Raw genomic sequence first — 12,267 nt, 5'->3', positions numbered from 1 at the left:
GGCGGCCTCACAGCGGGATGTTGTCGTGCTTCTTCCAGGGGTTCTCGAGCCTCTTGCCGCGCAGCTTGCGCAAGGCCAGCGCGATGCGCCGGCGCGTCGAATGCGGCAGGATCACCTCGTCGATGAAGCCCTTGGAGGCGGCCACGAAAGGGTTGGCGAAGCGCGCCTCGTATTCGGCCGTGCGCTCGGCGATCTCTTCGGGACTGCGGCCGCGATAGATGATCTCGGTGGCGCCCTTGGCGCCCATCACCGCGATCTCGGCCGTCGGCCAGGCGTAGTTCAGGTCGCCGCGCAGGTGCTTGGAGGCCATCACGTCGTAGGCCCCGCCATAGGCCTTGCGGGTGATGACGGTGATCTTCGGCACGGTCGCCTCGCCATAGGCGAAGAGAAGCTTGGCCCCGTGCTTGATGATGCCGGCATGTTCCTGGCCGACGCCCGGCAGGAAGCCCGGCACGTCGACGAAGGTCACGAGCGGGATCTCGAACGCGTCGCAGAAGCGCACGAAGCGCGCCGCCTTCTTCGAGGAATTGATGTCGAGGCAGCCGGCGAGCACCATGGGCTGGTTGGCGACGATGCCGACCGTGCGCCCCTCGATGCGCCCGAAGCCGATGATGATATTGCCGGCATGGGCGGGCTGCAGCTCGAAGAAGTCGCCCTCGTCCACGACCTTCCGCACCAGTTCGTGCATGTCGTAGGGCTGGTTGGCGGAGGGCGGGATCAGCGTGTCGAGGCTCGGCTCCTCGCGGTCGAACGGATCGTCCGCCTCGCGCACCGGCACGCCGGTCCGGTTGGAGGCGGGCAGGAAGTCGAAGAAGTCTCGCGCGGCCAGCAGCGTCTCGATGTCGTTCTCGAACGCGAGGTCGGCGACGGAGGATTTCGTCGTGTGCGTCACCGCACCGCCGAGCTCCTCCTGGGTGACGACCTCGTTCGTCACGGTCTTCACGACGTCCGGCCCGGTGACGAACATGTAGCTGGAGTCCTTCACCATGAAGATGAAGTCCGTCATCGCCGGCGAATAGACGGCCCCGCCCGCGCAGGGGCCCATGACGAGGCTGAGCTGCGGCACGACGCCCGAGGCGAGCACGTTGCGCTGGAAGACCTCGGCATAGCCGCCGAGCGAGGCGACGCCCTCCTGGATGCGCGCGCCGCCCGAATCGTTCAGCCCGATCACCGGCGCGCCGACCTTCAGCGCCATGTCCATGATCTTGCAGATCTTGGCCGCGTGGCGCTCGGACAGCGAGCCGCCGAAGACGGTGAAATCCTGGCTGAAGACGAAGACGAGCCGGCCGTTGATCGTGCCCGAGCCCGTCACCACGCCGTCGCCCGGCACGATCTGCGCCTCCATGCCGAAATCGACGCAATTGTGCTCGACATACATGTCGAGCTCCTCGAAGGAGCCCTCGTCGAGAAGCACGTCGAGCCGCTCGCGTGCGGTGAGCTTGCCCTTGGCGTGCTGGGCGGCCACGCGCCGCTCCCCGCCCCCGGCGCGGGCCGCCGCACGGCGGCGCTCAACTTCCCGGATCGTCGACGACATCAGGCCTCCCTCTCATGCGCTGGACGACTTGTCCCACACCCGTGCGCGCCCGCAAGTGTAATCTTGCGAAGTTGTGGATGGCGGTTCCGCGGAATACACTGCGCGCATGACCGACCGCCACAAGCGCCTCTTCGCCGGAGACCGTATCCGTTCGCTTCGCAAGGCGCGGCTCCTCAGCCAGGGCGACATGGCCCGCGCGCTCGGCATTTCGGTGAGCTATCTGTCGCAGATCGAGGGCGGCGACAGGCCTCTGACGCCGATCGTGCTCGCCGCGCTCGCCCGCGCCTTCCCCGCCGACTGGACCGCGGTCGACGAGAGCCTCGAGGCGGCCCTCACCGTCGACGCGCTGGAGGCGGGCGGCGACCCGAGCGTGGAAGGCGCCGTGCCGCCCGAGATCGTGCGCCGCACGGTGGAGCGCCAGCCGCTTCTGGCGCGCCGCCTCGTCGCCCTCCACGCCGCCTTCCGCCGCAGCCAGGACCAGCTGCGCGTCCTCGACGACCGGCTGGACCAGCGCAGCGGCAGCGCCGCGCAGCTTCCCTGGGAGCGCGTGCGCGACTGGTTCCACGACGAGCGCAACTACATCGACCCGCTCGACCGGGCCGCCGAGGAGATCGTCGCGCCCTTCGAGGAGGGCGCCATCGCGCAAGGGCTGGAACGGCTGCTGCGCGACCGCTACGGCGTCACCGTCGTGCACCGGGGCGGCGAGGCCGGGGCGATCCGCCTCTACGACCCGGCCGAGAAGATGCTGCGGCTCGATCCGCTGCAGACCGCCGAGACGAGGCGCTTCCAGATCGCCTACCAGTTCGCCCGGCTCGCCTTCGCGCGCCGGACGGCCGAGATCGCGCGCGGGCTGCCGGAAGCGGCGGCCCACGAGCTTCTCGCCACCGGCCTCACCAACTACGCCGCCGGCGCGCTGCTGATGCCCTATGCGCGGTTCCGCGCCGAGGCGCTTGCCATGCGCCACGATGTCGACCGGCTGCGCGGCCTGTTCGGCACGAGCTTCGAGCAGACCTGCCACCGCCTCTCGACGCTGCAGCGGCCGGGCCTGCCGGGCATTCCCCTGTTCTTCTGCCGGGTGGACATGGCCGGCAACATCACCAAGCGCCATTCGGCGACGCCGCTGCAGTTCGCCCGCTTCGGCGGCGCCTGCCCCCTGTGGATCGTGCACGAGGCCGTCGCCATTCCCGACCGCATCCTCGTGCAGCTCGCCGAGACGCCGGACGGCACCCGCTACATCTCCATGGCCAAGGGCCTCGTGAAGCCCTCGCCGAGCTTCTCGCGCATGCCGCGCCGCTACGCCGTGGCGCTCGGCTGCGAGGCGAGCCATGCCGGCAGCTTCGTCTATGCCGACGGCGTGCAGACGAGCGGCATGGCGACGCCGATCGGCGTCTCCTGCCGCATCTGCCCGCGCGAGGACTGCGACCAGCGGGCCTTCCCGCCGGCGGCGAGCCGGATCGCGCTCGACCCGGACCGCCGCGGCGCCGTGCCCTACCGCTTCATCTGACGCGGCGCGGGCGACATGCGGGCGACGCTCAGATGCGCTCGGCCGCCAGCAGCCCGGCGTCCGGATCGCGCCGCAGCGCGAGGCTCATGCCCACGCACAGCGCCATGATGAGGGCGAAGGCGCAGAAGATCGCGAAATTGTAGTAGGTCATCGCCACCAGCGCCACGACCGCCATGGCGAGGGCGAAGCCCGGCGCGTAGGGGTAGAGCGGCGCGCGGTAGCTGCGATGGAGTTCGGGCTCGCTGCGGCGCAGCTTGAAGAGGCTCGCCATGCTCATGAGATACATGACGAGCGCCCCGAACACGGCCATCGTGACGATGCTCGCCGTGAGCGACAGGCCGCCGATCGTGACGAGACTGTCGGAATAGATCGCCGCGATGCCGACGAGGCCGCCGACGATCGTGGCGACATGCGGCGTGCGGAAGCGCGGATGCAGGCGCGAGAAGACCGCCGGCAGGTAGCCCGCCCGCGACAGCGCGAAGATCTGGCGCCCGTAGCCCATGATGATGCCGTGGAAGGAGGCGACGAGGCCGAAGAGGCCGAGCCAGACCAGCATGTGCAGCCAGCCGCTGCTCTCGCCGACGACGCTCTTCATCGCCTGCGGCAGCGGGTCGTTGAGGTTGGAGAGAAGGGTCCAGTCGCCCGAGCCGCCGGCGAAGATCATGACGCCGAAGGCGAGCGCCGTCAGGGTCAGGATGCCCGTGACGTAGGCGACGGGAATGGTGCGCTTGGGGTCCTTGGCCTCTTCCGCCGCCATGGCGACGCCCTCGATGGCGAGGAAGAACCAGATGGCGAAGGGAATGGCGGCGAAGATGCCGCCGATCGAGGCGATGGAGAAATCGGGCGCGCCGGCCCAGCCGTTGGCCGCGAAGTTCGCCCAGGAGAAGGCGGGCGCGACGACGCCCATGAAGACGAGGAGTTCGCCGACCGCCAGGATCGTGACGAAGAGCTCGAAGGTCGCGGCGATCTTCACGCCGGCGATGTTGAGCCCCATGAACAGGATGTAGACGCACAGGGCCGCGAGCTTGGGGTCGAGCGTCGGGAACTGGACGTTGAGATAGGCGCCGATGGCGAGCGCGATGGCGGGCGGCGCGAAGACGAACTCGATGAGCGTGGCGAAACCCGCCACCGCCCCGCCCACGGGCCCGAAGGCGCGGTAGGAATAGGCGAAGGGCCCGCCCGCCTGCGGGATGGCGGTCGTCAGTTCCGTGAAGGAGAAGATGAAGGCCACGTACATCGCCGCGATGACGGTGGTGGTGACGAGGAAGCCGAGCGTGCCGGCGGCGGCCCAGCCGTAGCTCCAGCCGAAATACTCGCCGGAGATGACGAGGCCGACGGCGATGCCCCAGAGATGGAAGGCGTTGAGATTCCTGGCGAGTGTCGTGTGATGTTCGTCCTGCACGGCGGTCCCCTCTTGCGGTCGATCAAAGGTCTGCACCGGCCGCGCCCTCCCCGCGCGGGACCGCTGCGGTTCATTCGAGGCGCGGCGTCTCCTGCGTCGGCCCGAGCTCGGCCTGCGGCGCGTCGTCCTTCAGCCCGACGCCCGTCAGCCCGCGCGCCAGCGCCTGGCGCGCGAGCCAGGCGAGCTTGTCGGCCGCCTGCGCGTAGGACAGGCCGCCGAGACCGTGGACGTTGGAGATGCAGTTGCGCTCGTGGTCGCGCCGGCCGCGGCGCGGGTCGAAGGTGAGATAGACGCCGAGACTCTCGGCGACGCTGAGACCCGGCCGCTCCCCGATCAGCACCACCGCGAGCCGGGCGCCGAGCGCCTCGCCGACATCGTCGCCGAAGGCGACGCGGGCCTGGCTGCCGATGACGAGGGGCGCGACGGAGAAGCCCTGCAGCCGGGCCAGCGCGGCCTTGAGGAGCGGCGCCGCGTGGCGCTGCACGGCCGTCGCCGAGAGACCGTCGGCGATGACGAAGGCGATGTCGAAGCCCTGCCCCGCCTGCGCCAGCGCCGCGCGCGAGCCCTCGGCGAGCCGGCGGCCGAGATCGGGGCGGCGCAGATAGGTCGTCCGGTCCGGGGCCTCGCTCTCCAGCCGCAGCGCCTCCACGGGGGAGAGATCGGCCTGCAGCGCGTCGAGATCGAGCGGCAGATGCACCGCGTCGCGCGCCTTGGCATGGGCCAGCTGGAAATCGAGCACCGCCCCGATGGGCGCCGCATCGCCGCGCCGGCCAAGACCCACCCGAGCGCTCGTCGCCGCGCGAAGGGCCCGCCAGGGATCGCCGGGCGCGAGCGCGCCGGGCGCCGCCGCCGCTTCCCGATCCGCGCGAGAATCGTCGCCCCCGCCCGTCATGCGACCGCCGGGATGCGCTGGAGGAGGTGGGACAGGCGCGGGTCGCGCGGCTCGAACTCGGCGATGCCGCCGTCCGGGCGCAGCATCTCCATGCGCTCCAGCCAGGCCTCGAACTCGGGCGCGGCCCGCACTCCGAGCGTGGAGCGCAGGAAGAGCACGTCGTGGAACGACAGGCTCTGGTAGTTCAGCATGATGTCGTCCGAGCCCGGCACCGCGATGAGGAAGGTGCAGCCGGCCACCGTCAGGAGGGTCATCAGCCCGTCCATGTCGTCCTGGTCCGCCTCGGCATGGTTGGTGTAGCAGACGTCGCAGCCCATCGGCAGGCCGAGAAGCTTGCCGCAGAAATGGTCCTCCAGCCCGGCCCGCACGATCTCCTTGCCGTCGTAGAGATATTCCGGGCCGATGAAGCCGACGACGGTGTTGACGAGGAGCGGCCGGAAGGCCCGCGCCACGGCATAGGCCCGCGCCTCCATCGTCTGCTGGTCGACGCCGTGATGGGCGTCCGCCGAGAGCGCCGAGCCCTGTCCGGTCTCGAAATACATGACGTTGTCGCCGACCGTGCCGCGCTTCAGCGACCGCCCGGCCTCGTGCGCCTCCCGGAGGATCGCCAGATCGACGCCGAAGGAACGGTTGGCCCCTTGCGAGCCCGCGATCGACTGGAACACGAGGTCCACCGGCGCGCCGCGATTCATGATCTCGATGGCGTTGGTCACGTGGGTGAGCACGCAGGTCTGCACCGGCATCTCGTATTGCAGGCGCAGGGCGTCCAGCATCTCCATCAGCGCGATGGCGTTCGGCACGTTGTCGGTCGCCGGGTTGATGCCGATCACCGCGTCGCCGACGCCGTAGAGGAGCCCGTCCAGCGTCGAGACCGCGATGCCGCGCCGGTCGTCCGTCGGGTGGTTGGGCTGCAGGCGCGTCGCCAGCCGGCCGGGCAGGCCGAGCGTCGTGCGGAAGGCGGTGACGACGCGCACCTTGCGGGCGACGGCGATGAGGTCCTGGTTGCGCATCAGCTTGGAGACGGCCGCGACCATCTCGGGCGTGAGGCCCGGCGCCAGACGCGACAGCGCCGGCCCGTCCGCCTCGGCCGAAAGCAGCCAGTCGCGAAAGCCGCCGACGGTGAGATGCGAGACGGCGGCGAAGGCCGCGGCATCGTGCGTGTCGACGATGAGCCGCGTCACCTCGTCGGCCTCGTAGGGCACGGTCAGGTCCTCGAGGAAGGTCTTCAGCGGCAGGTCGGCCAGGCAGTAGCGCGCGGCGATGCGCTGCGCGTCGCTCGTCGCCGAAAGACCCGCCAACTCGTCGCCCGAGCGCTTCGGCGAGGCGGCGGCGAGAAGCGCCCTGAGGTCGGCGAAGACGTGGCGTTCGCCACCGAGATCGAAATGGTAGGCACCCATCCGGGCTGCAGTCTCCTGTGGCTTGCGGCCGGCAGTGTGCACCCGGGGCGAAGCCTTGCGAAGTCGTAAACGCGCGCCGTCCGCATATTTTTCTATCGCCCGTCCGCATAGCTCAATTCGAAGGCAGGCCGAGGTCTCCGCGACCGCCATACCGGTCTTCGTGCGATCGGGCGCTGACGCGGGCCCCGCGCTTCCGCTATGGTCGGCCCGGAACGGGCGGCATCGAGCATGGGTCCGCTTCGCGAGGGAGGAACGACGATGCACATGACGCCCCCGGACGCCCTGTCGCGGGCCTTCGCCGCCGGCGATACCGCCACGGTCCTGGCCGAGGCCCTGCACATGGAAGGGGCGACCAGCGTCCTCGACATCGGCTGCGGGCGCGGCGCGCTTTCGCGCTCGCTCGCCGACCGGGGCTTTGCCACGCGCGGCGTCGAGCCGGGCGAGGCGGCAATCCGCGCCGCCCGCGAGACGGCGCCGGACCTGACCTTCGACGCCGCGGTCGCCGAGAAGCTGCCTTACGCCGACGAGAGCTTCGACGCGGCGATCTTCGTCAATTCGCTGCACCACGTGCCGGTGGCGGCGATGGAGGCGGCGCTGAGGGAGGCGGCTCGCGTCACGGTGTCGGGCGGCACGGTCTTCGTCGTCGAGCCGCTGGCCGAGGGCCCGCAATTCGAGACCGTCCGCCCCATCGACGACGAGACCGAGGTGCGCCACGCGGCGGCCGTGGCGGTCGCCGACGCGCTGCGCGCCTCGCTCTTCACGCTGCGCGGCAATGTCGTCTACGAGCGGCGCGAGCGTTTCGCCGATCTCGACGCCTTTCTCGACCGCGTCGTCGCCGTCGACCCGGCGCGGGCGGCCCTCGCGCGGGAGAAGCGCGCGGAGGTGGCGGCGCTGTTCGAGCGCAACGCCGTGCAGGAGGGCGGCGCGCACGTTCTCGTGCAGCCCTTGCGCATCTACTGGCTGCGCCGGCCTTAAGGGTGGAGCCGAAAGCGGCGGCTTCCGCGGATCTGCCGGAGGGCGGCGAGCGCGTTCCCGACGGGGCGGATCTGGCGGCGCTGGCCGAGCAGCTGTCGCGCCGCCTCCATTCGCAGGGCCACGCCTTCCAGCTCTTTCCCGCGCAATGGGCGGCGCTGCGCTACGTCGCCTCGGCGCCGCCCGGCCGCAACACCGCCATCGACGTCGCCCGCCACCAGGGCCTTGCCGCCGGCGCCGTGGCGCGCAGCGTGCGCACGCTGATCGAGAAGGGCTTTCTCGCCAAGGCCGGCACGGTCGGCCGGGGCCGCGCCGAGGGACTGGCGCTCACCGATGCCGGCCGCCAGGCCCTGCGCCGCGATCCGCTGAAATCCCTCGCCCACGCGCTCGGCGAGCTCGGCGAGGCGGAGCGCACCGTCCTGGCGCAGGGTCTGCGGCGCGCGATCCGGGCGACCAATCCGCGCGAGATCTTCTGACGACCCCGCGTCAGGACAGGTCGAGATCCGCCACGAGCGGGCGATGGTCGGAGGCGCGCGCCTCTGCGTCGACATGGCCGCGCACGAGCCGCACGGCGCCGCGAAGATAGAGGCGGTCGAAGCGCAGGATCGGACGGCGGGCCGGAAAGCTCGGCGGCGTCAGGCTCTCCCCCGACAGCGGCGCGAGACGCCGATGCACCGAGCCGGACAGGCGCCAGTCGTTGAAGTCGCCCGTCACCGCCACGGGCTCGGCGCTCTCCGCCATGCGCGCGGCGAGAAAGGCCGACTGGTTGGCGCGGGCGCGTGGAATCAGCCCGAGATGCACGGCGATGACGCGCAAGGGTCCGTGCGGGCCCGCGACCACCGCCTCGATCGCCGCGCGCCGCTCGAGGCCCGGCCCGGGAAGGACGTGCACGACGACCTCCTCCAGCGGAAAGCGCGACCAGAGGAGATGCCCGTGGTCGCGGCCCGGCCGCGGCACGGTGCGCGCCTGCGCGACATGGCCGCCGAGAGCGTCGAGGAAGAACTCGAAGGCGCCGGCGCGCCGGCCGAGATGACTGCGCCCGTCCACCTCCTGCAGCGCCAGGATGTCCGGCGACAGGCGCTCGATCACCGAAAGGATGCGGCCGGGATCGCAGCGCCGGTCGGCGCCGATCGATCCGTGACAGTTGAAGCTGACGAGCCGAAGGCCTGGGCCCTCGCGCCCGTCCCGAAGGGGCGCGGTCAGGCCGGCACCGCTTCGGCGCCGAGCCCGCGATCGGCCCGGTCGAGTTCGTCGCGCAGGCGCGTGACGAGGAGGTTCTCGTCGGGCGCGCAGTTGGCGCGCGTGAGGAGTTCGCCCTTGGCGATGGGGCGCAGGACCTTCGCCCGTTCCACGAGGCCGATCGGCAGCGCCTGGCGCGAGACCGCGTCCGGCGCCGTCATCGCAAAGCCCCGATACTCCGCCTCGCCGATGCGCCCGAGCCGCTCGCCGCGCTTCAGGTCGCGCTTGGCCACCGCGCCACATTCGGCGACGGGCCGGTCGAGCGGCACCATGTCCGGCCGCCGGTGCAGCACGGCGCGGGCCGCCGAGAGCGGCGTCTCGAGGCTCGTCAGGTGGAAGGGGCGCACCAGCGCGAAGCAGGGGCCGGGACCGACCTTCAGATCGGCCATGCGCTCGATGGCGCGCGGATGGCGCGGCTTGACGATGCAGAAGACGCCGGGCGCCACGCCCTTGCCGATGGTGAAGTCGACGCAGCCCGCGCGCGACAGGATGCCGCCGTCCTCGGCCGCGCACAGGACCTGCGCGAGATTGTCGAGCGTCGCCTCCGGCCCGTGCATGCCCGGCACGTCCGGCGTCAGCCCCGTGCAGTTGGCGATGGCCGTCATCTCCACCATGGTCTTGGAGCCGTCGACGAACTCCACCAGCATGCGCGCGTTCATGTTGCGCGCCGCCGCCTCCGCCTCGTATTCGGCGGGCACGGCGTCGTGGCGCAGCGGATTGTTCTTGCCCTTGCCGGCCGAGATCACCTCCATGCCGAGCGACTGCGCGAAGGCGACGAGTTCCAGCGTCGCGGCCGGCTCGTCGCCGGCCGAGCCGGTATAGACGACGCCCGCCTCGCGCGCCTTGCGGGCGAGAAGGCGGCCGATCGTGATGTCGGCCTCCACGTTCAGCATCACGATATGCTTGCCGTTGCGGATCGCCTCCATGGCGAGGAAGGCCCCCGCCTCCGGGCTGCCCGTGGCGTCCACGATCACGTCGATGCGTCCCGCCGCGCACAGGACTGCCAGGTCGTCGGTCACCGCGATGCGCCCGGCCTCGATGGCCGCGTCGACCGCCTGGGGGCTGGAGGCGAGCACGCCGTGGTCGTGCGAATGGCCGGCCATGGCCACCGCCTCCATCGGGCGCCGGGGGCTGCCGGCCGCAATGGCGCCGACGCGCAGGCCCTGCATCAGCGCCGCCTGCACGACGATGTCGGTGCCCATCTGCCCGGCTCCGGCAAGGCCGATCGTCACCGGCCCGTGCCGTTCGGCATGGGCGGCCAGTTCGGTCGCAAAACCGATGCGCTCGATCATCGACACGTCGTCCCGCTGGAGACTCGGCCGAGGCGCCGGCGTCGAGCCGGCGCGGCCTGTCCTTGTGAATCAGGCGACGGTTCTAGAACCTGTTCAGCGCTTTGGATAGGCATGGACGAGAGGCCGCGGGCGAGCGCGGCCCCGAACCGGCGCGGACGGACCCGGCGCCGGGGTCAGACCTTCACGCGGTCGCCGCTTCCCCCGCCGGTGACCGTGCGCAGGATCAGCCCGAGATCGCCGAGAAAGCTGCGCGTGGCGACGTAGCGCGCGTCCTCCTCGGCCAGCCGCACCGGGTCGGACATATCGATCCCCTGCACCTGCGCCAGGCCCGTGATGCCCGGCCGCACGCGATCGACGCCGCGCGCGCGGCGCTCCTCCACGAGCACGGTCTGCGTCGGCAGGCAGGGGCGCGGCCCGACGAGGCTCATCTCCCCCTTCAGCACGTTCCACAGCTGCGGCAGCTCGTCGAGCTTCCAGTGCCGGAGCTTCGCCCCGAGCGGCGTCACCGCGCTCGCCGGCGTCTCGTGCGAGGGGGCCGAGAGCGTCGCGCTGTGCATGGTGCGCAGCTTGTAGCAGATGAAGACCGAGCCGCCGCGCCCGACGCGCGGCTGGGCGAAGAGGCCGGGCCCCTCGCTGCCGCGCCGCACCAGCACCACGAGAAGCACGATCAGCCAGCCGAGCGCCACGAGGCCCGCGAGGCTGGCGAGAAGGTCGAAGATCCGTTTCATGCTCCTGCGGGTAGCACGGCGCGCGCCGTTGTGGGATGGCTCGGCGGCCCGAGGGGCGAGCGTTCCGACGAACACGGCAGGAGGACGACCGGCCATGCGCATTCTCGTCACCGGCACCAGCGGCTTCGTCGCCGGCCATCTCCTGCCCGGGCTCGAGGCCGCCGGCCACGAGGTCTTCGCGCTCCTGCGCCGCGACGCGGCCGTGCCGGCCTCCGCGCCGGCCCGGCTGCCGCGCCTCGGCCCCGACGAGCCCTGGCCGGACGGGCTGGACGCCGTGCTGCATCTGGCCGCCCTCAACCCCTCGCGCGGCGGCCCCGGTGCGGACGCCGCGTCGCTCGACCGTGCCAACGCGGCGGACACCGCGGCGCTCGCCGAACGCGCCGTGCTGCACGGCGTGCCCCGTTTCGTCTTCCTCTCCACGGCCAATGTCCACGCGACGGGCGACGCCGTCACCGAGGGCTCGCCGCTCGCCCCCCAGAGCCCCTATGCCGCCTCCAAGCTGAAGGGCGAGACGGCGCTCGGCGAGATCGCGGCGCGCACCCGGCTCGCCGTCACGATCCTGCGGCCGGTGCCCGTCTACGGGCCGGGCGGGCGCGGCACGACGGCGCTCCTCCTGAAGCTCGCCGCATCTCCCCTTCCCCTGCCGCTTCACGGCTTCGGCGCCCCGCGCAGCCTGCTCTCGGTTCAGGCCCTGGCGGCCGCGATCCTGCGGGCGATCGATCCGCAGGCGCCGGCCGGGACCTTCCTTCTCGCCGACGCCGCGCCGGTGACGCCCGCGCAGATCGTCGCGGCCGCGCGCGCCGGACGCTCGCGCACGCCCGGCCTCCTTCCCGCCCCGTCCGGTCTTCTGCGCTGGGCCGCGCGTCTGTCCGGCCGCGACCGGGCACTCGCCACGCTGACGGCGCCCTTCGCCGTCGATCCTTCGGCCGCGGCACGCGCGCTCGGCTGGCGGCCGGAGCCAGACACGCCGGGGCGCCTGGCCGATCTGGCGCGCGGGACGCCCGCCCGCCCGGCCCGTTGACGCGCCGGGCAGCGCCCCGTAGCTCTGCCGCATCCAACGCAAGCGGGACGCCATGGCCAAGCCGACGCGACAGGAACGCCTGGAAGCGCAGCTGCGCGAGAACCTGAAGCGGCGCCGCGAACAGGCGCGCGGACGGCGCGCCGGCGACGGCGAGGGCGCAGCGGCGGGCGAAGCCGCGACGGAGGGCGAAGGCGACAGTGCCGAGGGTCCGGCTCCGGACGGGCAAGGCCCGCGGCGGCAGGCGCATCCCATCCCCGGATAGGCGCGCGGTCTCGTCGCAGGCTGG

General features: G+C 72.1%; 12 protein-coding genes. 5 read left to right on the top strand and 7 right to left on the bottom strand.

Annotation, left to right across the window (positions count from 1 at the left end):
* Positions 1–7: 7 nt before the first annotated feature.
* A complete protein-coding gene (locus ASG48_RS05120; protein WP_055846269.1) occupies positions 8–1,534 on the bottom strand; it encodes an acyl-CoA carboxylase subunit beta in 1,527 nt (508 codons plus the stop codon).
* 106 nt (positions 1,535–1,640) lie between these two features.
* Here ASG48_RS05120 and ASG48_RS05115 point away from each other — a divergent pair, with 106 nt between their 5' ends.
* Positions 1,641–3,038: a short-chain fatty acyl-CoA regulator family protein gene (locus ASG48_RS05115; RefSeq protein ID WP_055846267.1), complete on the top strand. Its 1,398-nt coding sequence runs from the start codon at positions 1,641–1,643 to the stop codon at positions 3,036–3,038.
* 28 nt (positions 3,039–3,066) lie between these two features.
* Here ASG48_RS05115 and eat read toward each other — a convergent pair whose 3' ends face one another.
* From eat to ASG48_RS05100, 3 genes are all read right to left on the bottom strand, one after another.
* The gene (gene eat, locus ASG48_RS05110) at positions 3,067–4,440 is read right to left on the bottom strand and encodes an ethanolamine permease (protein ID WP_055846265.1); all 1,374 of its coding nucleotides are present in this window, start codon (positions 4,438–4,440) and stop codon (positions 3,067–3,069) included.
* 70 nt (positions 4,441–4,510) lie between these two features.
* Positions 4,511–5,332, bottom strand: coding sequence for an ethanolamine ammonia-lyase subunit EutC (gene eutC / locus ASG48_RS05105; protein ID WP_055846261.1), 822 nt, complete (start codon positions 5,330–5,332; stop codon positions 4,511–4,513).
* On the bottom strand, positions 5,329–6,729 hold the full coding sequence (locus ASG48_RS05100; protein ID WP_055846259.1) for an ethanolamine ammonia-lyase subunit EutB: 1,401 nt from the start codon (positions 6,727–6,729) through the stop codon (positions 5,329–5,331). Before ASG48_RS05100 ends, eutC begins: the two co-directional genes overlap by 4 nt.
* A 258-nt stretch (positions 6,730–6,987) precedes the next feature.
* On the opposite strand from ASG48_RS05100, the gene ASG48_RS05095 reads away from it, so the two are divergent.
* Both ASG48_RS05095 and ASG48_RS05090 read left to right on the top strand, forming a co-directional pair.
* Complete coding sequence (locus ASG48_RS05095) at positions 6,988–7,704, top strand: class I SAM-dependent methyltransferase (RefSeq protein WP_244486763.1); 717 nt, start codon at positions 6,988–6,990, stop codon at positions 7,702–7,704.
* A 2-nt stretch (positions 7,705–7,706) separates the two neighbouring features.
* A complete protein-coding gene (locus ASG48_RS05090) occupies positions 7,707–8,177 on the top strand; it encodes a MarR family winged helix-turn-helix transcriptional regulator (RefSeq protein WP_055846253.1) in 471 nt (156 codons plus the stop codon).
* 10 nt (positions 8,178–8,187) lie between these two features.
* Here ASG48_RS05090 and ASG48_RS18510 read toward each other — a convergent pair whose 3' ends face one another.
* From ASG48_RS18510 to ASG48_RS05075, 3 genes are all read right to left on the bottom strand, one after another.
* On the bottom strand, positions 8,188–8,904 hold the full coding sequence (locus ASG48_RS18510; RefSeq protein WP_280138010.1) for an endonuclease/exonuclease/phosphatase family protein: 717 nt from the start codon (positions 8,902–8,904) through the stop codon (positions 8,188–8,190).
* Positions 8,901–10,232, bottom strand: coding sequence for an SAF domain-containing protein (locus ASG48_RS05080; protein WP_055846248.1), 1,332 nt, complete (start codon positions 10,230–10,232; stop codon positions 8,901–8,903). Before ASG48_RS05080 ends, ASG48_RS18510 begins: the two co-directional genes overlap by 4 nt.
* 173 nt (positions 10,233–10,405) lie before the next feature.
* Positions 10,406–10,960: a sugar transferase gene (locus tag ASG48_RS05075; RefSeq protein WP_055846245.1), complete on the bottom strand. Its 555-nt coding sequence runs from the start codon at positions 10,958–10,960 to the stop codon at positions 10,406–10,408.
* Between the two features lie 94 nt (positions 10,961–11,054).
* On the opposite strand from ASG48_RS05075, the gene ASG48_RS05070 reads away from it, so the two are divergent.
* Both ASG48_RS05070 and ASG48_RS05065 read left to right on the top strand, forming a co-directional pair.
* The gene (locus ASG48_RS05070) at positions 11,055–11,981 is read left to right on the top strand and encodes an NAD-dependent epimerase/dehydratase family protein (protein WP_055846244.1); all 927 of its coding nucleotides are present in this window, start codon (positions 11,055–11,057) and stop codon (positions 11,979–11,981) included.
* Positions 11,982–12,033: 52 nt separating this feature from the next.
* A complete protein-coding gene (locus ASG48_RS05065; RefSeq protein ID WP_055846241.1) occupies positions 12,034–12,243 on the top strand; it encodes a hypothetical protein in 210 nt (69 codons plus the stop codon).
* Positions 12,244–12,267: the final 24 nt, after the last annotated feature.

The organism is Aurantimonas sp. Leaf443, from assembly GCF_001425575.1.
Taxonomy (GTDB): domain Bacteria; phylum Pseudomonadota; class Alphaproteobacteria; order Rhizobiales; family Rhizobiaceae; genus Leaf443.
Note: the sequence above shows the minus strand (reverse complement) of the source record. Positions and strands in the feature narration are given on the sequence as shown.